Genomic DNA, 20,045 nt, shown 5'->3' on the forward strand with positions numbered 1-20,045 from the left:
GGTATTTTTATGACAATAATAGCTACCCAACTAACACTATTTTCTCATCTACCTGCAATCGATCTCAATTTCACCTATGTAGATTTTTTAGAATATATTTAATTATTCTATATTTAAATTCAATTCATCAAATTAAGTGCGCTTTTTTTGCGGATTATAAATATTATATAAAACTTAATCTGTATTATTTAATTTTATTATATTTGTTATAGTATTAATTTTTTATATGGTTACTGTCCTATGAAAAACCAAAAATTCCTACACCGCGTGACTCTTCATGCACAGTAAATGACTCTCGAAAGCAATGGTTTATCCATTGCTTTTGTTTTTATATGCATGGCTACTATTTTATGTGAAAATATTATTATATAAGGGTAGGAAAGTATTAAACAGGGAGTAAATCGCGGTAGAAGAAGGCAGTATCCCAATCCTTTTCAGCATCTTTCTTATAACAATCATCCTCATTCCTCGCCGGTTCATAATAGCGTGTTACCGTTTCTCCTAGCTGAAAATCAATGGGTGTAGAGAATATAGGGCCATCATATACAAAAGTATGGAACTCGCCATTCTCCCCACAAGGATCTACATTCGGCGGAAAATCCGCTAAACATTGCTCATCCAATACCCGGCCGGCAAAACTCGCATCCAAATACTTCGCATTCGTACAAACAATCACCGTTTTAAATCCAGCCGCATTGAAATCCAATACTAACTGGCGCGTATTCTTCTGCCAAAGTGGAAATATACCCTGCATGCCGATCTGCGCCAGCTGCGTTTCCCTATACTTACGTAAGTCTTCCAAAAATATATCGCCAAACACGGCATTCGAAATACCCTGCGCTTGCAAACCCGTCAAGGTGTTCGTCATTATATGATTATAGTCCTCCATGGATGCGTTCTCCGGCAAGTAAGCTTTCACCAGTGGAATACCAATACTGGCCGCTTGTGCATCCAGTAGTTCCTCCCTAACACCATGCATCGATACCCGTTTGTAAGCTTGGCTAAGGGTGGTAAACAAGTAGGATACCTTGTATTGTTGCTGTTGCTGCATATGCCATAAGGCAAAAGAGGCGTCTTTGCCGCCACTCCAATTGAGAAATGCACGTTGCATAATTTTATCTTGGAAAGTTCAGATACGAAGATGGGAAATTTTTAATTACGTAAGAACTTGTAACACAATACCAATGCTATTGTTGCGTTATTGGATCATACCTCGGCAATTGTTATATAATGTTAAAAAAGTGATTAATGCCCCAAAAAAGGGGATGAAAGGGGAATTTCCCTTTTAAAGGATTGAATTTTATTTTGTATTTTTAAGCCACAAAATTTTTACCCGTATGAAAAAGCTGTTGTTTTTGCTGTTGCTTACGTCGGTAACAGTTACTTCAGCACTCGCCTCGGATGGTATTAAGAATGAGAAGGAAAAGGGAGCCAACAACGGTGAGAAAGGCGCCAATAATGGAGATAAAGACAAAGAGAAATCCGAAAAAGCCAGTACTAAAGTAGTAACGAAAACGAGTAGTAAGGTAGAAGAATTCGTGTGGAGCCTTCCACGCGAAATAGATAAAGTCGATGAAAACGACATGGAAAATGCGTTGATCGATCTTTATAAATGGTACCTACAAAACGAAACCAAGGTCAATACGAATATGCAACAACGTAAAGACGCGGGTAAGGATATTGCTATTCCCTTTAAGGTAGATCCTAAAGTTTTGCAACAATACCTCCAATTCATCAAGAAGAATTTCCCAGGTTTAAATACCGAAGATCTAAATAAACGCACTTCAGCGTTCAGGAAAAGCTTGGAACCTGTTTCAAACCGCGATGACATGAGTTCCAATATTATGTTCTCTGGTAAATAAGATTGCCGCGGTAATGTAGAGATGCCAATAGAATTCACGTACAATAAACAAGACGTTATTAATGCTTTGCGCTTCCACTTCTGGCATAGAGGTGAAATACGCGTATTGCGCATAACATTCCTTGTACTCGCCATCCTTACGATTGCCGGGTACATGACCGAGTATGTGAATTTGAATGCCTTAGTGATGATTATGACAATGGTTGTGGTACTCTACGGTGGTATTTACTTTCTCTTACCCATCTCCACTTACAATAAAGCAGCCACTTTTAAAGATAGCATTCACTTACGTTGGAACGAGAACGGGATTCTCATCACCACCAACAAAAGCGAACGCGTACAAGAATGGAAACGTTTCAAACACGTTATCGAAACCAAAACATTCTTCTACCTCTACCGCGACGCGAAATCTTTCTTCCTCATTCCTACCAATGCATTCGAATCAGAAGCAGATCGACAAGCCTTTAGCTTGTACCTACAACAGATTTATACCAATTACAGGATAACGTATTAATACTACGCACCCATAGTATCTTATGCCGGTATAGATGTAAAATAATCAAGAATCAATCCCGCCACAGATTGCACTTCCAATAAATCATCGTGGATTTCCAACGCATTAGGATGCGTATCTGTACACACCACTTTGCTGAATAGCCCGCTTGCCTTAATCTTCTCAAAGCCGCCACCTGTAAAAATCCCGTGTGTAGTAATTACGCAAATTTCTGTTGCACCCGCTGCTTTGTAAGCCTCTGCCGCATGTATTAACGAACCTCCCGTACGAATCATATCGTCGTAAATAATAACCAATTTACCTTCTACATCTGCACTAATAGCCGTGATGTGTGTTTCCTCGCCCGACAATCTTTTCTTGAACACAAAGGCTGCTTGTACATGCATATCATTCGCTAACGACTCTACCCATTTCGCACGCCCTGCATCCGTACTCGCCAACACAAAATCACGCCCATCGGCAATGGCTAACGCTGCTTTCTTCACCAAATCTTTGCCGTATAAATGAACAGGACGAATATTACCTTCAAAATAGTAAGTAATACCATCCACATGTAAATCAATCAACACTACTTTATTGCCCTTGCTCGTAGCAGGTAAGCTGGAAAATAGAATAGCACGGGTTTTAGCTTTCACCACTTCACCATATTTAACAGCTCTTTCCATGGTACCATACCCGAAAAAAGGAATCACAATACTCATAGAAGCAGCGCCGTATTGAATAGCACCATGCGCTAAATCAAACAACTCCAACGTCTCTTTGTCATCAATCGTTCCGCCGATAATCACTACATCTTTACCGTTCACATTACTGAGAATACGATGATAATGCTCCCCATCGGGGAAGTCGCGGATCTCGAGTTGACCATTCTCCCAGCCGCCATGGGAAAGGGCTAAGATGTTATTCTTAAGGTATTGATAATGCTGTGTAGCGAAGACGATTGATTGCGACATATCCTTTTTTCTATTGTGATGTGCCCAAAGATATTTTATTTTCGTTGTTTCGAAAGCCCTATTCACTGTTCATGAGCCGGTCAACCAGCATCGTTATCGACTTGTTATAATTTGTAGATGGGGGAAGTTTTAACTTTTCATTTGCCTATGGAAAGCTAAATTTGGAAGGTTGTATGAAGCAAAATTTGTCAAAATATACTGTAGCATTGCTATTGTTTACGGTACTAGGTTTCGTTCGAGCGCAAGCGCAATTGGTAAGAACTAGTGGTATGGTATCTGATGCCGACACCCACACAGGCTTACCGGGTGTGAGTATCTGGAATAAAACCTCCCGTCAAGGAACGGTGAGTAATGAAACCGGTCGCTACTTCTTAGAAGCGATGCCTGGTGATACCATCGAGTTTACAATGGTGAGTTACGTACGTTCAACGATTGTAATCCCCGCGATCTCATCCACGATGAACGTAGAACTAAAAAAACAAATTTTCGGCCTCCCACAAGTCACCATCCGCGGCTCCATCTATAAACAAGATTCCTTAGCCAATCGCCAAGAATATGGCCGTTATTTCGGCTATAAACGCCCCGGCGCTGTCGACGTATTGAAAACACTCCCTTTCAACCCCGTAACAGCCCTCTCATACTTGGTACCCAGCAAAGCCCGCAAACGCAAAGAAATGTTCGGTAAATCCCTAGAATACTGGGAAAAAGAACACTACATTGATTACCGGTTCAACGAAGAAATGATCGCCCGCATCACCAAACTAGAAGGCGACGACCTAGAAAAATTCATGAACCAATATCGCCCCTCATATTCTTTCCTACAAACCGCCTCAGAATATGATTTCCTTTTGTACATCAAACAATCGTACGAACGATTCATCGCCAACGGCAAAGGCGGCATCACCATGCCCAAAGACACCATCCCAGGCAACAACAAATAACTACACCGCTTCAAATAAATAAAAGGATGCTAATCAGCATCCTTTTTTATTGTCCATCAAAACAAATCAAGCTAAGACCCAAATCCCTCAAACACCCCCATTCAATTAAATGAAAAAGATGCAACGCATCTTTTTATTATTCCCACTTCTCACATCACCCCCCACCATCCCAACAAAACAGGCACCACAAAGAACCCAATGCCCTTCACCACAGTAGCACCAAAGCCCCATCCACATCCCGATAAAACGGCGACGCAGTCTTTCGCCGTTTTTCCTCCTTTCTTTGGTTACTTTCTTTGGAGAAGCAAAGAAAGTAACAAATAGGATTTCTAATAAAGAAAACTGCCCGAAGCCGCTCACGTAAAACCATTATTAACCGCCTCCGCAGAACACACCTCCCCAGAATAAACCATCAAAAAAGGCTATCCCCATAATCGGAATAGCCCTTATAAAAAATATGATTTTAAGGAAAAACTACTTTATAATATCCCCACGCAACCGCAGCAACTCCGTCTCCGCTACCTTGGTATTATACCTCGCTAAAATCAACCGCGTGTAAGCATCTTCCAAACTCTGTTGCGCTTCTTTCAATTCCAACGTCGTCGACACACCTTGTCTAAATCTTTCCAACGCCACCATCACGTTCTCTTTCGCTAACAAGATGTTTTCTTCTTCCAACTCGAACGCATCTTTGAAATACGTATAGTCGTTGTAAGCGTTGTTGAATTGGGTATTGAGTTTAACGATTTGATCGTCGAGCGTTAATTGTTGTGTAAGAACATCCAACTTCGCAGCTTTCAAATTGCGATGTGCATTTAAAGCATTGAAAATAGGTACGCTTGCTGTGAAGCCATAGTTGAAGCCGTTATTCCTGTTGAAAATAGAGCTGAACTGGTTCACCGCTTGGTTAGATTTCGCTGTATTGAAATTGTAGGCCGAGTTAAAAGAAATAGTAGGGTAAAACTCACCTTTACGTTCTTTCACACCCAGCTGTGAAATTTCAATGTTCTTTTCCAAGCCTTTCACCAAGGTGTTTGTTTTGAGGAAGTTCTCTTTCAATTCACCATATGGTAAGTTCATGTTTACAGGAATCGTATCCAGTACATCGTAAGAAATACTCGCCTCGTTCACGGCTAACAATTGGTTGAGATTGGTTTTGCCTTGGTTAATGAGGGTCAATTGACGTAAACGAACTTGTTTCTGCGCGTTTAAATCCACCTTCGCTTGTAAGAGGTCGGTTTTAGGACCAAGGCCCGTTTGGAACTTGGCATCGCTCAATTTTACACGTTCTTCCGAGATCGACATTTGTTCTGTGATCGCACGGAGTTGTTGTTTTAATTGAACAACGTTATAGTAACTATTAATAACAGCGGCAACCGTATTGACCATCCTGTCTTTCACCGCTAGTTCACCGGCATCTCTCAATGCTTGTGCTTTTTCGCGGGTAGCAAACATTTTAAGGCCGTCGAATAAAGTCCATTGTAAATTCACTGAAGCAGTAGTGTTCGTATTCTTAATACCATCTACTTCGTTTTTACTACCATTCGCAAATTCTTGTTTAGAGTGGCTATTCGTCCATAAGCGCGTAGCTGTACCATTTACACGGGGAGCTAATGCTAAGTTGGCATATTGCCAATCATTCGCTGCAAGCTCGGCCGATGTTTTAGCAAGGCGGATATCGAAGTTATTTTTTAATGCTAGATCAATCGCTTGCTCTAATGTTAGCATGTTACTGGCTTGTGGCGCAGGTTCGGTTTGCGCCACAACGCTGGCACTGTAACCTAACATAAGTGCGGCGGTGATGTATACGCGGATCAATTTCATGGCCCTTTTTCTTCTTTTATATACAACCGGTTATAACGTTCGCTATAACCGGTGTGATGGATTGTTGTGATTATGCGTGTGCCGATTCTACATCAGCTGTATGATCTTCATTCCTCATCATCTCATCGTATTCAGTATTCGCTGATCTTCTCGACATGTAAGAGTACATCGCCGGAATTACATACAGCGTTAATATCAACGAGAACATGATACCACCCACGATTACGATACCTAATGGTATACGGCTCGTAGAGGCTGCACCCAATGATAGCGCAATCGGTAAGGCACCTAATGCCATCGCTAAGCTCGTCATCAAAATCGGGCGTAAACGCATCGCCGACGCTTCAATTACAGCAGGACCTTTCGCCATGCCCGTATCGCGCTGGTGGTTCGCAAATTCCACGATCAAGATACCGTTCTTCGTTACCAAACCAATCAACATGATCATACCAATTTGAGAGAAGATGTTCAACGTTTGGCCAAATAATGTTAACGATAAGAAGGCACCCGCAATCGCCAATGGCACAGTAATCATGATGATGAACGGATCGATGAAGCTTTCGAACTGCGCGGCCAATACTAAGTAAATCAACACCAAAGCCAGCAAGAAGGCAAAGCTAGTGTTCGAAGAACTCTCTGCATAGTCGCGTGAAGAACCAGATAACGCCGTTTGGAACGACTCATCCAATACGCCTTCTTTCTTCAACTTCTCGTAAATATTATTCATCGCCACAATACCATCACCAATCGTTTTACCCGGTGCTAAGCTCGCAGATACAGTGGCCGATTTATAACGGTTATAGTGATAGATAACAGGAGGACTCGTTTCTTCCGTTACCGTAATTAAGTTATCCAATTGAATCGCTTCACCACGACTATTACGCACGTAAATGTTCTGCAAATCCGCTGGATCATCACGGTTGCCACGGAATACTTGTCCCATTACTTGGTATTGTTTACCATTACGAACGAAGTAGCCATAACGACGGTTACTCAATGCCAATTGCAAAGTCTCAGAAATATCCGCTACCGACACACCTAGTTCAGTGGCTTTTTCACGGTTGATTTTGATACGTAACTCTGGCTTATTGAATTTCAAATCCACATCCACAATACCTTGGAACGTAGGATCAGCTAACGCTTCTTCCATGAACTTCGGCACTGCTGCAGATAGTTTTTCGAAGTTGATATTTTGTAACACGAAGGCTACCGGTAAACCACCTCTTCTACCTACAGAAATCGTTTGTTGCTCAATCACGAACACACGTCCTTCTGGGAACCTATACATATTACGGTTCACCATGTTCACGATGTCTTTCTGAGAACGATTTCTTTCACGGGGATCAGTTAGCATTACGTTCACGAAGGCACTGTTTACAGAACCTGCACCTTGGAAACCGGGTGCTGTTACGGAAAGAATGATACGTTTTTCTGGTACCGAATCGGCAATGAATGCAGTTAATTTATCAACATAAGTATCCATGTAATCGTACGCAGTACCTTCTGGTGCTGTAACCGACATGCGGAATTGGCTACGATCTTCGAGCGGTGCCAATTCGGATTGAATACTTTTACCAATAACATATATAATACCGAAACAAGCTAGAATGATAATCAACGCTACCCAACGCACTTTCATAAAAGCGGTTAACGAAGCCTTGTAACCATTTTCCATACCGCGGAAGAAGGGTTCCGTTTTTTCGTAGAACCAAGAATGTTTGTGCGTTTTACGGGCCAACTTCACGTTCAATACCGGTGTTAGGGTAAGTGATACGAAAGCGGAGATTAATACCGCGCCGGCTACAACAATACCGAACTCTCGGAATAGCTGTCCTACGAAACCTTGCAAGAATACAATCGGCAAGAATACGAAAGCGAGGGTGATAGAAGTGGCGATAACGGCGAAGAAGATTTCTTCAGAACCTTCCTTGGCTGCACGCATCCTGGGGTAACCCAATTCCACTTTCTTGTAAATATTTTCCGTTACTACGATACCATCATCTACCACAAGCCCCGTTGCTAATACAATCGCGAGCAAGGTAAGAATGTTCACCGTAAAGCCACAGAGATACATGATAAAGAAGGCACCAATTAACGATACCGGGATATCCACTAAAGGACGTAATGCCATTAACCAATCACGGAAGAATAAGTAGATAATCAAGATAACCAATACCAACGATATGATCAATGTTTCTTCTACCTCTTCAATAGAGTTTTTGATGAACACCGTATTATCCATCGCGATGTTCACACGAAGATCGGCCGGGATATCTTTCTTGATATCGGCCAAACGTTTGTAGAACTCGTTCGAAATGGCCACGTAGTTAGAACCCGGTTGTGGTACAAGTGCAAGCGCAATCATTGGCTCACCCGATTCTTTCAACATCGTTTCTTCGTTCTCAGGACCTAATACTGCACTACCAATATCACGAATGCGAATTTCACTGCCGTTCACGTTTTTAACAATCAGGGCATTGAATTGCTCTTCTGTATCTAAACGACCGAAAGTACGTACCGTTAACTCGGTAGCATTACCTGCAATTTTACCCGATGGTAACTCTACGTTCTCTTTCAACAAAGCAGCTTGCACGTCGCCGGGCGTAAGGCTGTAAGCAGATAACTTAGCGGGGTCGAGCCAAATACGCATCGCGTATTTCTTTTCACCCCAAATCTGGATGGTACTTACACCAGGAATTGTTTGCAACCTTTCCAACAATACGTTGGTGGCAAACTCGGTTACTTCCAACTGGTTGCGGGTGTTACTTTGAACGGTCATGGAAATGATCGCGTCGGAGTTAGCATCCGCTTTGGCTACTACCGGTGGTGCATCCAAATCGTCGGGAAGTGAACGGGTGGCTTGCGATACTTTATCGCGCACGTCGTTCGTAGCTGCTTCCAAATCTTCACCCAATTCAAATTCTACAGTAATGTTACTGCTACCTTGCGAACTGAGGGAAGAGATATTTTTAATACCGGCCACACCGTTGATCGCTTTCTCGAGTGGCTCGGTAATTTGTGTTTCAATAATATCAGAGTTCGCACCTGGGTATGAAGTACGAACGTTTACGATCGGCGGATCGATGGCGGGGTAATCTCTCACCCCTAAGAATGTAAAGCCCACCACACCAAAAATCACGATAATGATATTCATCACAATCGCGAGTACTGGTCTTTTGAGCGATAAGCTAGGTAAACTCATGTTAAATCTGTTTTCTTCCGTTATCCAATTAATACTACAACCAATCGCGGCCCACTATTGCACTTTACTATAATTGAAAGGCATACCTGGACGCAATTGTAAAATCCCGCTAGTGATAACGGTGTCGCCAACTTGTAAACCACTGGTGATTTGGATGAGGTTTTCATCTCTTGCACCTGTTTCAACTACTACGAATTTCGCTTTGCCTTTATCGGCGATGATCACTTTCTTATCGCGGGTACCTGGAATAACAGCTTGCGAAGGAATCATAATCGCGTTAGGAATACCTTTCAACGAAATGGTGGTTTTCGCAAATGCACCTGGCAATAATTTACCATCACCATTGGGTACCAAAGCTCTTAATTTCAAAGTACGCGTTGCTAAATCAATTTTTGGATCTATCGCGTAAATGCGGCCTTTATGATTTTCGTTATCACCGGCTACGTTGAAGGTGATATCGTCGTTTACTTTAACAGCATTGCTATATTTTTCCGGTACAGCGAAGTCCACTTTCAATGGGTTCAACTGTTGGAGGGTAGTCATAATTGTAGTAGGTGATACAATAGCACCTTCCGACACATTTCTTAAGCCGAGGGTACCGGAGAAAGGCGCGCGGATTTCTGTTTTTTGCAATTGGGCTTTATTGAATTCAATATCGGCACCAAAGGCAGATACTTGGTTAGCGGTTACATCAACATCTTGTTGAGAAATACCGTTGATCTTCAACAACGATTCTTGGCGCGCGAGGGTGGTTTTCGCGAGTTGTTGTTGAAGGGCTAATTTTTGAAGCGTGGCTTTGATATCGCCATCATATAACTTAATTAGAAGTTGTCCTTTCTGCACTTGGGCACCTTCTTTGAAAAAGATGTTAGTGATGCGGCCTGTGATTTCTGGTTTCAATTCTACCTCTTCATTGCTTTGCAGCGTACCGCTTGCATAAATGGTTTCATCGAGCATGGATGTTTTCACAACAAATGCATCCACTTGGTTTTGTTTGGTGTTTCCTTTACCTGCGGGCGGTGCCTGTGTTTTATCTTTCTTGCTTGTACAAGCGGCACTAGCCAATACAACGAACATCAGAACTGTGCTTAGAGTCTTATTACTGCGCATGTATATAAAAGTATAATAATTTAAAATGAGGGAATCCCTGCGACGTTATACAACTTACTAGGCTAGGCTTTTTCCACGGCGAGGAGGCGCGGGAATACACCTAGCGCAACAAATTTAATAAATGGGTACTAACCCTACCAGTCGACGGTTTTAAATCTGGTTAAGAGGTTTAAAAGGGATTTGAATGGTGTGTTAAACGGTGTTAAGAATTTTGCATTTTAAAGCTGTAAAGTAGTATGCTGGCGTATTTGGGGTATATATAATATATGTAAGCACGAAAGTGCTTGATATTTAACACTATTTAACGTTGTATATATAATATATGGTGTAGCCTATATGATATTACTTGTTGATAGATAAATGACTTTGTGTTGATGCTTGGGAAGCTGTTGTAAGAAAGTTGTTTGCCTTACCTTTCACCATACCTTCCCTATATGAACATATACTTTCCATCGAGCCTTTCCACTAAAGAGGAAGTACCTACCATGTAATAACTAAGTACTTTCCATGTAACCACCTTGTTGTGTCCATGTGCGTTCCATGTAATCACCATGTAACTACCTTGTTAATCTACTGGTTATACGCTGTATTGTTATTATATACTTCTTTGTTTGCACTAGGTGTTTACTTGTAGATGAATAGGGAAGAAGTAAGGGAATAGTATAGAAAGGGTTACCCAACCCGCCTTCAACCCCACTATTTTCCTTTCAACCCCAACCCCCAATAAGTGCCTTTAAAACACTTAAAATATCTTCATGAGTAATTGATTATCAATTATATAATTACTCAAAAAACCTGCCAATTTCCCTCGAAATTCCGTATCTTCAAGTAACCCAAATGCGTTTGTTTAACCCAATTATGCAACCAAACCTGCTGGGTGAGTAAACACATATTTTCAAGAACCCCTCAATTATTTCACCATGGGAAAGGTTGTCTATTTCAATTTTTCAGAACCGGCGCAAGCCTCCTTTTATCAAACTGCCAATGGCTTCGTGGCCGTAAAGCCACGTAAGAAAGCTATCAAATGGCAAGCTCCGCAATACGAAAAAATACGGGCACACCGCCAAGAATTTGGCAGGGCAGCACAATCCGGGGCCGATCTACGCTTTGCTTTTCAAGCAACCAGTCACCTGTTCCGCGATGCATCGATGTACAGGCGGCTATCATCACAACTATTACAAATTATCCAGCAAGATACATCCCACGTTCGGGGCGAGCGAACCGTGGAAAACGGCGATGTACAATTATTAAAAGGATTTGAGCTGAATGAAAATGCCTTGTTCCGACGCGTATGCAGGGTACAACCCCGTACAACACTCGATAGGGCAAAGGGTATAGCAAAGGTGGATATACCTTCGTTTGTGCCCACGCATGAATTACGTATTCCCAAACATGCCACGCATTATAAAATAGTAACGACTGTACAAGCGGTCGACTTCGATAAGAACGAAACCACGAGCGAGAGCATACAAACCATCCCCCTGGTGCTCGATGATACCGCTACCATGCCGTATTCGCTTACGGTACCCTTACCTAAAAAGGAACAAAGGCATGTATTGGTATCGGTGGGAATTGTGTTCGTGGAAATATTAAACGACAAACCATACAGCGTGGCAGGTGGCCGGTACAATGCCATGTGCATTACCCATGTATTCCCCAAAGTGGGGGTGGAAGCTACGAAGCCAGTACCCCCTGTTGAAGCACCCATACCACTTATTGTAGAAGTAGCAGTACCTACAAAACAAATAAAACCGGCTACAACTTTATTACAAACTAGCAGTCCTCGCCCAAAGCAGCTTCGTTTACCCGGTAGAAAAATGCGCGGTAAATTATACAAGGAAGCTATATCGTATAATAATCACGGTAAAATAGCATCACACTTGTTGGAAGAGCAGGTAGAATGATGCTATATATATAATGGTGTACCTCGTAAGATGAGGTATGTTTGACAAGAAAGCAATCATATAAAATGTGATACAAGAAGCCTAGAAAAAAGGAATATTCGCACAAAAATTGCTGTTAATATGTTTTCAATTTTAAATAATTGAGATATTACAGGCATGTGTGTAAACCCTTGAAATGCTTGCGTGTGGTGGGTTATGGCATGAAAAAGGCAAGCTTAGCACTGCGGGGATATCCGAAAATATGTGCTAAAATTTGCTTAGGCTGTTGGCAATTGAATAAAAATTATATTTTTGCACTCAAGTTTTAAACCAAAAACACTTAAAATTATGTCAGACATTGCATCAAGAGTTAAAAAGATCATTATTGACAAATTGGGCGTTGACGAAGCTGAGGTAAATCCTGAAGCTAGCTTCACCAACGACTTAGGCGCAGACTCTTTGGATACGGTTGAACTGATCATGGAATTTGAAAAAGAATTCAATATTTCAATTCCTGATGAACAAGCTGAAACTATCACAACTGTTGGCCAGGCAGTAGCTTACCTGGAAGAACATGTAAAATAATCCAACTAATCAGAACTGTTTTAATGCAACCCAGACGAGTAGTCGTTACAGGTTTAGGCGCGCTGACACCGCTCGGCAATTCGGTCGATGAATATTGGCATGGATTGGCGAACGGTGTATCCGGCGCAGATTACATCAAGCAATTTGACGCTTCCAAATTCAAGACCCGCTTTGCCTGTGAACTGAAGAATTTTGATGCTACTAACTATATGGATAAAAAGGATGCTCGCAAGATGGATCCCTTTACCCAAACTGCAGTTATTGCATCCGACCAAGCAGTAGCAGATGCTAAAATCGACCGCAATTCAATTGATGTTGATAGAGTGGGCGTTATTTGGGGTACCGGTGTTGGAGGTATGATAAACTTCTGCAACGAACTGAAAGAGTTCTATCAAGGTGATGGTACTCCTCGTTTTAGTCCTTTCTTGATCCCTCGCCTAATATTAGACATAGCCGCAGGCTACATTTCAATCCGCAATGGTTTCCGTGGTCCCAACTTCTCAGTTGTTTCCGCGTGTGCTTCCGCTACAAATGCAATTATCGATGCCATGTACCACATCCGTTGGGGCAAGGCCGATATGATCGTTACAGGTGGTTCAGAAAACATTATCAACGCAGCTTGCGTTGGTGGTTTCAATGCCATGAAAGCATTGTCGGAAAGAAACGATGATCCTAAAACTGCATCACGACCTTTCGACGCCGATAGGGATGGTTTTGTTATGGGTGAAGGTGCCGGTGCTTTAATCGTGGAATCTTTAGAACACGCCCAAGCACGTGGTGCGCATATTTATGCCGAATTAGTTGGTGGCGGTGCAACAGCAGACGCTCACCACTTAACCGCTCCACACCCAGAAGGATTAGGTGCTAAAAACGTAATGACACAAGCTTTAAAAGACGCCGGTATGGAAGCGCACGAAATTGATTATATCAACGTGCACGGTACATCAACACCATTAGGTGATGTGGCAGAAGTAAAAGCTATTCAGCAGGTTTTTGGCGAAGCAGCGTATAAAATGAATATTAGTTCTACGAAATCTATGACCGGTCACCTTCTAGGTGCCGCAGGTGCAGTAGAGGCTATCGCAGCCATCAAATCTATTATTCACGGTTTGGTTCCTCCTACGATCAACCATTTTACCGACGATCCGCAGTTAGATCCTAAACTTAACTTTACCTTTAACAAGGCACAACAAAGAGAAGTGAGAGCAGCATTAAGCAACACATTTGGATTCGGTGGCCACAATGCTTCCGTGATATTCAAAAAATTTGTTCCTTAATCGTGTGAAAATTTTGCCAGGTTTTCTATATCGCATCGTCTTTAGAAAAAGGAAACTTTACAAAGACTTATATAATTTACTCGGCTTTCCGCCGGGTAATTATGCTTTGTATGAAGTAGCCCTAAGCCATCGTTCCAGCAAGGAGAAATTCTTGGAAAGCAACGAGCGCTTGGAGTACTTAGGCGACGCTATTTTAGGAGCGATCATAGGGGATTACTTGTTTAAAAAGTACCCCTACAAAACCGAAGGCTACCTCACCGAAATGCGATCCAAAATCGTAAACCGCCAGCAATTAAACGATATTGCTATCAAAATGGGTTTACGTAAACTCACCATCTACGATAAGTATAACAGCTTCCTCAAAATCTCTCAAATCTTCGGGAATACTCTCGAAGCCCTAGTAGGCGCCGTTTATTTAGACCGCGGGTACGAGAAAACAAAACAGTTTGTACACAAACGCATCCTCGTTCCGTATATCGACCTCGAAGCGCTCGAGTCGGTAGAAATGAACCACAAAAACAAACTCTACGGCTGGGCCAATAAACAAGGCAAAAACCTCGAATTCGAATTACTCGAAGAACAAATGGACAACGGCAGAAGAATCTTCACCGTAGGCGCCATGGTCGACGGGGAACTGATCTGTAGCGGTAAAGCTTTCAATAAAAAAGACGCCAGTCAAATCGCCGCACAACAAGCCATCGAATTACTCGGTATCACCGATAACACGAAAGAATAATTAGTCATCCTTCCTTTTTACCGGTATACGGATAATGGTTTTCCATTTCTCCGGCACTACTTTATTGGGGTCCGACAAATATATTTCGTGGTGTAAGCCATCTTGCTCATATCCTTTCTCTTCCATATACGCATGTAACAAAGCAATGGTAGCCGGCTCGCTATCGTAATTCCCTAAGTGCATACATTGCACCACCAAGCCTTCTTTCATTTTTTCAAATCGAACTTCTGTTGCTACCTGTAACTTCTTCGTATGCAGCACTAATCCAATTGCTTGTTCAATATCTGCTCGTTCCGTGTATGCAGGAATCCTAATCATCAGTTTCCAGCACCACTCGTTTTTGGGCACTTTTAAGGCGTCTTGGCCGTTTTTTGTCCACCAAAGGCCTTCAAGCTTAGAAACTGTAAAGTCTTCCTGTAATCGCTTATAAATGGCCTTTACGGTGTAGGCTACGCTATATAGGGCTTGTACTTTCGCTGTAAAGGTGGCGCCTGCGGGTTCGCCTTGCCCCATAATCGTAATGTATTGCCCAGCGTCTAAGGCTACCTCGGCGGGGGTAGTGGTAGCTGTGTAATACGATTTGTACAGTTTGCTTAAATCGATTTTACCTGCAATCATAGCTAACATTAAAAGGGTGAGAAAAATTTATTTAGCAGTTCTAACAGTAGCGCTATGAGTATAACGCTACTGGCTACACGAATACATCGTGGGAATATAAAGGAGGGTCGCATCTTATTGAACGCCAATTTGGATGTACGTTATATTGTTGTCGGCCTGCTCAAAGTTGCACAGCATATAGCATTCACGGTTATGCCCTGTGAAGTGCAAATTATTTTCTTGCACAAAATCAACGAGTTGCGAATAGGTATTGCTGAATTTATCCCATGCTCCCAAATGCAAAGCAGCAGCACATTTGAAGCTAGGTAGTTCTATTATTTCGTAAGGACTAGGTACTTCTTTCTTTGCTACTACGGGAAAGCCTATACGAAGTTGAAATAATGCCCCAGGTTGTGGATTAAAATCCACATAGTGCCATTGCATAACGCCGGCAATCTCTAACCCTAATTGTTGTGATTGTGCAAAAAGTTCACGGGGTAACACGCGCACATGCTGTAACATACCTTCGAAATCGCAAGTAAACGATCGACCGAAAAAGTACATGGCGGGTAATTGTATGATTTCCATATGATCTTGTATTTAATCATACAAAGAAACATAGGGGGTATGACAACCTTATGTCAGCAGCCTGGCAATAAATTTTTTAACTGTAAGGAAAGTGGTGGGTATTATTGGTATTGTTGATTGATTTGCAAGGTGATATCGCGAATGAAGTGCATGAGTTTTTGGGGTTGTATTACCGTGGCCTCTGTCATCCAAGGTAAAATCCACCGGCCAAAGTACTCGATCGAGCTATGGAGGAATTGCATTTCTACTTCGCCGTTTTCTAAGATGGTTTCGTCGATAAAGCCGTAGTACTGTTTCTGGTTACGCATATATTGTGCACCGCGGCTAGAGAAACGCACTTTGATGAGAAATGCATCATCGGGCATTTGATGTTGTTTGGAGATATAGGTTTGAAGGGAGATGTATTTGTCTTTATTGAAATTTTTATCGGTGACAGTCAATTGTTTAATACGATCGATTCTAAAATCCCGGTAATCATTTCTCAGCAAGCAATAGGCAATAAGGTGCCAACTGCCGGAAAGGTAGAATACGCCAATGGGAGCTATTTCGCGGGTATTCGACGAGTTGTTATATGTGGCTACATAGTGCATGGTAGTAATGCGCCTATGGGCGATAGCGTATTGAATTTCACTGAGGAAGCGGTTGGGAAACTCGGGGGTAGCGGGTTGAAAATTCCTGTTTAGAACAGCAATATTTTCTTCCAAAGATTCTAAAAAATCTTTTTCGCTGCCGCGGAGAACAGCACGAATTTTTTGCATGGCATTCGTGAACTGTGTTTGGGTAGATTTATCGCCGAAAGTGGCCATTATTTTTTCGCCTGTTAAAAGGGCTGCCGCTTCTTCTTTACTGAACATAACCGGCGGTAAATGATAGCCTTCTACAATGTAGTAGCCGGTTCCAGCCTCTGCACCAATAGGCACCCCCGACTCTTGTAAGGCCTTTACATCACGGTAAACTGTACGCAAACTAATATTAAACCGCTCAGAAATTTCCGCAGCTCTCACAATTTTCTTACTTTGTAGTTGTATTAGGATGGCATTTAATCGATCGATCCGGTTCATGAATCCAAATTAGTGTAAAAAGTATTCTGTACTTTTGTCTAGGAAAGAAAACTAAAATATTTTTTTATTCGTATTAAACTTAGACTATTTTTACATGTCTATTGTACTCTATTGCCTTCGGCATTCAACGAACGAGATATTCATATTATCAATATAATTAAGCTATAAAAAGCTACAAAGATACTAGTTGCTGTTACAGCATATAGTTAGGTTAAATGGTAAAAGCCCTGGTAATTCCTTACCGGGGTTCATTTTTTTTACCAATGAAACGTTAAAATATCTTTAGTAACTCATTTCATTCAACTTCACTTTCCCTCTAAAGGTCCAAAACACGAATATTGTATAGCCTAATACGAGCGGGGTTCCAATGGCCGCGATTAACATCATAATTTTCAACGATTTGGTAGTAGAAGCAGCTTGGTAGATGCTTACATTATAAGCCGGGTCGGTAGAAGAGATGATGATGTTAGGATATAATCCTATGGCAAAGAGTATCAACAATATAGCAGTAGTAGTACTAGAGAAAACGAAGGCTGTAAAGTATTTCCGGCTATCGATATTGCGCTTGATATTCAATACAACCAGCACAGCTAACAGCGGTAAAGCGAATAAAACGGGGTTCTCCTTGAACTCGGCCGTCATATGTGGAATGTATATCAAGGTGGCCAAGGAAGTCATTATAAAACACAAGATGAAGAACTTGCTACAGTTGTTCACGAGGATCGTCAATTTTGCATATAAACGGTTCTCGGTTTTCATGGCCAAGTAAATGGCGCCGTGTAACATGAATAACGAAAGGGTAGTAATGGAAATAAGGATAGAATAAGGGTTGAAGAAGGTCCATATCGTACCTGTAAATTCGTGTTGTTCGTTGAATGGCAAGCCATTAATTAGGTTTCCTAACACGAGGCCTAATAGCAAGGTAATAAGCGTGCTCGACACCATGTAACTAATATCCCACATCTTCCGCCACCACAACATCGGTTCCTTACTTCGAAATTCAATCGATATTGCCCTGAAAATCAAGGCCACGAGAAATAACATAAACGGTATGTAGAACGTGCTGAATATAACGCCATATACCAAGGGAAAACCCGCAAAAAGCGCACCCCCGGCAATTACTAACCATACTTCATTCCCATCCCAAACAGGCCCAATCGCGTTCAAGGCAATCCGCCTGCTTTCTTCCTTGTTGAAAAATAAATGCAAAGCACCAGCTCCTAAATCAAACCCGTCGAGCACACCGTAACCTGTTATCAATCCACCAATTACCAAGAACCACCAAGTGGGAAGATCTAATCCTAATATTGTTTCCATAATTGTTGCTTTATGCTTAAGAAATAGCGCCTACGTTGCGTTTAGAGAATACATCACTATCATCTTCTTCATTCTCGTTCACATCAGGCCCGTGCTTTATTTTTTTATTGAGTAAATAGAGGAATAGGATAAACAGCACGAGGTACACAAACGTGAAAAGTATTAAAGAGAATACCACTTGGTTGGCGGTGACTGTTTTCGACAAAGCATCGCTGGTGCGCAATAATTTATACACCACCCAAGGTTGTCGACCTACTTCCGCCGCGTACCAGCCTGCTTGGTTGGCAATTTGAGGAAGTAAAACAGCCAATACGAATATGCGCATCAACCACCTTTGCTCGAATAATTTCTTCTTATATAATAAGTATACAGCAAGCAAGGTTAAAGCAATTAAGGTAATACCGATAGTCACCATTAAGTGATATGTTTGGAATACGAAATTCACCTGCTTAGGTCGATCTTCTCCTGGGAAAGCATTTAACCCCGTTACTGGCGCTTTGAAATCTTGGTGTACTAAAAAAGATAGCCCACCGGGTACTTTAATACCACTTACTTTTTGATCTTTTGTATGTACCCAGCCGAGCAGGTACATATCGGCAGGAGCATTTGCATCGAAGTGACCTTCCATGGCTGCTAACTTAGCCGGTTGGTATTTACTTACATAATCGGCGGAACGGTGGCCGGAGAATAATTGTAATAAGGCGGCAATGCAAGCAACACTTAAGCCTACTTTAAACATTGCTTTGGCCGACGAAAGGTGTTTGTTTTTGAGGATATACCAAGCGCCTACACTCATTACAAGGAAGGAGCCTGCTAAGAAAGAACCGATAATAACGTGTGCGAAGCGATCCATGCTACTGGGGTTGAAGAACATCACCCAAAAATCGGTAATCACAGCCCGGGCTTGCATGCCTTCACCTTCTATGACGTAGCCGGTGGGGGTTTGTTGCCAGGAGTTGGCCACTACAATCCATAGGGCCGAGAAAATAGATCCCAAGGCCACCATAATCGTCGAGAAAAAGTGCACCCCTTTACTTACGCGGTTCCACCCGAATAATAGTATGCCCAGGAAGCCCGATTCTAAAGCAAATGCAAAAATACCTTCTGCTGCCAAGGCGCTACCGAAAATATCGCCTACATACCGCGAATACGTGGCCCAGTTGGTACCGAATTCGAACTCCATTACAATACCGGTGGCTACACCAATACCGAAAATTAAAGCGAATATTTTAATCCAAAACCGGGTAATGTGTTCGTACAGTTTATTACCGGTTTTTAAGTACATACCTTCCATAATCACGAGGCATAAACCAAGCCCTATACTTAACGGGGGGTAGATGTAGTGAAAAGCTACAGTGAAGGCAAATTGGATTCTTGAGAGGATTTCTACATTATGCATAGCACCTGTTTTTTTGGTGGGCAACTGGCGTAAAGGTAGCTGCTGAAATCATGTTGAATAATGATGGTTGTCATGTTTCATTATGCAACGTCCACTAACTTTGTTTGTTTATTTCTTGCACAAAAAATTATAGTTGATATGTCAATTATTAAGGGGAGAACTATTTCCCTACGATAACGAACAGTTAACAAAACATA

The 20,045-nt window shown here is 42.0% G+C and carries 18 protein-coding genes; 7 read left to right on the forward strand and 11 right to left on the reverse strand.

What is annotated here, in order from left to right:
• Positions 1-385: 385 nt before the first annotated feature.
• A complete protein-coding gene (locus LX64_RS14185; protein ID WP_111598333.1) occupies positions 386-1,111 on the reverse strand; it encodes a Dph6-related ATP pyrophosphatase in 726 nt (241 codons plus the stop codon).
• A gap of 226 nt (positions 1,112-1,337) precedes the next feature.
• Here LX64_RS14185 and LX64_RS14190 point away from each other — a divergent pair, with 226 nt between their 5' ends.
• Positions 1,338-1,862: a hypothetical protein gene (locus LX64_RS14190; protein ID WP_111598334.1), complete on the forward strand. Its 525-nt coding sequence runs from the start codon at positions 1,338-1,340 to the stop codon at positions 1,860-1,862.
• Positions 1,863-1,883: 21 nt separating this feature from the next.
• The gene (locus LX64_RS14195) at positions 1,884-2,375 is read left to right on the forward strand and encodes a YcxB family protein (RefSeq protein ID WP_111598335.1); all 492 of its coding nucleotides are present in this window, start codon (positions 1,884-1,886) and stop codon (positions 2,373-2,375) included.
• 20 nt (positions 2,376-2,395) lie between these two features.
• Here the strand turns inward: LX64_RS14195 and prs are convergent, their stop codons facing one another.
• A complete protein-coding gene (prs, locus tag LX64_RS14200) occupies positions 2,396-3,328 on the reverse strand; it encodes a ribose-phosphate diphosphokinase (protein ID WP_111598336.1) in 933 nt (310 codons plus the stop codon).
• 173 nt (positions 3,329-3,501) lie between these two features.
• Between prs and LX64_RS14205 the strand changes: the two genes are divergently transcribed.
• The gene (locus LX64_RS14205) at positions 3,502-4,269 is read left to right on the forward strand and encodes a carboxypeptidase-like regulatory domain-containing protein (protein ID WP_111598337.1); all 768 of its coding nucleotides are present in this window, start codon (positions 3,502-3,504) and stop codon (positions 4,267-4,269) included.
• A gap of 105 nt (positions 4,270-4,374) precedes the next feature.
• Here the strand turns inward: LX64_RS14205 and LX64_RS25850 are convergent, their stop codons facing one another.
• The 4 genes from LX64_RS25850 to LX64_RS14220 form a co-directional block, all read right to left on the reverse strand.
• Positions 4,375-4,629, reverse strand: coding sequence for a hypothetical protein (locus tag LX64_RS25850; protein ID WP_148707320.1), 255 nt, complete (start codon positions 4,627-4,629; stop codon positions 4,375-4,377).
• A gap of 114 nt (positions 4,630-4,743) precedes the next feature.
• A complete protein-coding gene (locus LX64_RS14210) occupies positions 4,744-6,093 on the reverse strand; it encodes a TolC family protein (RefSeq protein WP_111598338.1) in 1,350 nt (449 codons plus the stop codon).
• Positions 6,094-6,163: 70 nt separating this feature from the next.
• On the reverse strand, positions 6,164-9,295 hold the full coding sequence (locus LX64_RS14215) for an efflux RND transporter permease subunit (RefSeq protein WP_111598339.1): 3,132 nt from the start codon (positions 9,293-9,295) through the stop codon (positions 6,164-6,166).
• 54 nt (positions 9,296-9,349) lie between these two features.
• Positions 9,350-10,372 (reverse strand): efflux RND transporter periplasmic adaptor subunit, encoded by a 1,023-nt coding sequence (locus tag LX64_RS14220; RefSeq protein ID WP_158538624.1) that lies wholly within the window; start codon positions 10,370-10,372, stop codon positions 9,350-9,352.
• A gap of 953 nt (positions 10,373-11,325) precedes the next feature.
• Between LX64_RS14220 and LX64_RS14225 the strand changes: the two genes are divergently transcribed.
• From LX64_RS14225 to rnc, 4 genes are all read left to right on the forward strand, one after another.
• A complete protein-coding gene (locus LX64_RS14225) occupies positions 11,326-12,309 on the forward strand; it encodes a hypothetical protein (RefSeq protein ID WP_111598341.1) in 984 nt (327 codons plus the stop codon).
• A 327-nt stretch (positions 12,310-12,636) separates the two neighbouring features.
• On the forward strand, positions 12,637-12,873 hold the full coding sequence (locus LX64_RS14230; protein ID WP_111598342.1) for an acyl carrier protein: 237 nt from the start codon (positions 12,637-12,639) through the stop codon (positions 12,871-12,873).
• A 23-nt stretch (positions 12,874-12,896) separates the two neighbouring features.
• The gene (gene fabF, locus LX64_RS14235) at positions 12,897-14,150 is read left to right on the forward strand and encodes a beta-ketoacyl-ACP synthase II (RefSeq protein ID WP_111598343.1); all 1,254 of its coding nucleotides are present in this window, start codon (positions 12,897-12,899) and stop codon (positions 14,148-14,150) included.
• 4 nt (positions 14,151-14,154) lie between these two features.
• Positions 14,155-14,886 carry a ribonuclease III gene (rnc, locus tag LX64_RS14240; protein ID WP_245952674.1) on the forward strand — a complete coding sequence of 244 codons (732 nt, stop codon included), beginning with the start codon at positions 14,155-14,157 and terminating at the stop codon, positions 14,884-14,886.
• On the opposite strand, the gene LX64_RS14245 is transcribed toward rnc, so the two are convergent.
• The 5 genes from LX64_RS14245 to LX64_RS14265 all read right to left on the reverse strand — a co-directional run bounded on the left by LX64_RS14245 (position 14,887) and on the right by LX64_RS14265 (position 19,848).
• On the reverse strand, positions 14,887-15,504 hold the full coding sequence (locus LX64_RS14245) for a GyrI-like domain-containing protein (RefSeq protein ID WP_158538625.1): 618 nt from the start codon (positions 15,502-15,504) through the stop codon (positions 14,887-14,889).
• 114 nt (positions 15,505-15,618) lie between these two features.
• A complete protein-coding gene (locus tag LX64_RS14250; protein ID WP_111598345.1) occupies positions 15,619-16,071 on the reverse strand; it encodes a GyrI-like domain-containing protein in 453 nt (150 codons plus the stop codon).
• A gap of 101 nt (positions 16,072-16,172) precedes the next feature.
• Positions 16,173-17,132 (reverse strand): helix-turn-helix transcriptional regulator, encoded by a 960-nt coding sequence (locus LX64_RS14255; protein ID WP_111598346.1) that lies wholly within the window; start codon positions 17,130-17,132, stop codon positions 16,173-16,175.
• A gap of 282 nt (positions 17,133-17,414) precedes the next feature.
• On the reverse strand, positions 17,415-18,449 hold the full coding sequence (gene cydB / locus LX64_RS14260) for a cytochrome d ubiquinol oxidase subunit II (RefSeq protein ID WP_111598347.1): 1,035 nt from the start codon (positions 18,447-18,449) through the stop codon (positions 17,415-17,417).
• 16 nt (positions 18,450-18,465) lie between these two features.
• Positions 18,466-19,848: a cytochrome ubiquinol oxidase subunit I gene (locus tag LX64_RS14265; protein ID WP_111598630.1), complete on the reverse strand. Its 1,383-nt coding sequence runs from the start codon at positions 19,846-19,848 to the stop codon at positions 18,466-18,468.
• Positions 19,849-20,045: the final 197 nt, after the last annotated feature.

The sequence above is a fragment of the Chitinophaga skermanii genome (assembly GCF_003259335.1).
Lineage (GTDB): Bacteria > Bacteroidota > Bacteroidia > Chitinophagales > Chitinophagaceae > Chitinophaga > Chitinophaga skermanii.

Excerpts from the sequence above, each read along its gene's own strand:
- LX64_RS14185 (WP_111598333.1), bottom strand. The coding sequence starts at position 1,111 with ATGCAACGTGCATTTCTCAATTGGAGTGGCGGCAAAGACGCCTCTTTT.
- LX64_RS14190 (WP_111598334.1), top strand. The coding sequence starts at position 1,338 with ATGAAAAAGCTGTTGTTTTTGCTGTTGCTTACGTCGGTAACAGTTACT.
- LX64_RS14195 (WP_111598335.1), top strand. The coding sequence starts at position 1,884 with ATGCCAATAGAATTCACGTACAATAAACAAGACGTTATTAATGCTTTG.
- prs (WP_111598336.1), bottom strand. The coding sequence starts at position 3,328 with ATGTCGCAATCAATCGTCTTCGCTACACAGCATTATCAATACCTTAAG.
- LX64_RS14205 (WP_111598337.1), top strand. The coding sequence starts at position 3,502 with ATGAAGCAAAATTTGTCAAAATATACTGTAGCATTGCTATTGTTTACG.
- LX64_RS14210 (WP_111598338.1), bottom strand. The coding sequence starts at position 6,093 with ATGAAATTGATCCGCGTATACATCACCGCCGCACTTATGTTAGGTTAC.
- LX64_RS14215 (WP_111598339.1), bottom strand. The coding sequence starts at position 9,295 with ATGAGTTTACCTAGCTTATCGCTCAAAAGACCAGTACTCGCGATTGTG.
- LX64_RS14220 (WP_158538624.1), bottom strand. The coding sequence starts at position 10,372 with ATGTTCGTTGTATTGGCTAGTGCCGCTTGTACAAGCAAGAAAGATAAA.
- LX64_RS14225 (WP_111598341.1), top strand. The coding sequence starts at position 11,326 with ATGGGAAAGGTTGTCTATTTCAATTTTTCAGAACCGGCGCAAGCCTCC.
- LX64_RS14230 (WP_111598342.1), top strand. The coding sequence starts at position 12,637 with ATGTCAGACATTGCATCAAGAGTTAAAAAGATCATTATTGACAAATTG.
- fabF (WP_111598343.1), top strand. The coding sequence starts at position 12,897 with ATGCAACCCAGACGAGTAGTCGTTACAGGTTTAGGCGCGCTGACACCG.
- LX64_RS14245 (WP_158538625.1), bottom strand. The coding sequence starts at position 15,504 with ATGATTGCAGGTAAAATCGATTTAAGCAAACTGTACAAATCGTATTAC.
- LX64_RS14250 (WP_111598345.1), bottom strand. The coding sequence starts at position 16,071 with ATGGAAATCATACAATTACCCGCCATGTACTTTTTCGGTCGATCGTTT.
- LX64_RS14255 (WP_111598346.1), bottom strand. The coding sequence starts at position 17,132 with ATGAACCGGATCGATCGATTAAATGCCATCCTAATACAACTACAAAGT.
- cydB (WP_111598347.1), bottom strand. The coding sequence starts at position 18,449 with ATGGAAACAATATTAGGATTAGATCTTCCCACTTGGTGGTTCTTGGTA.
- LX64_RS14265 (WP_111598630.1), bottom strand. The coding sequence starts at position 19,848 with ATGCATAATGTAGAAATCCTCTCAAGAATCCAATTTGCCTTCACTGTA.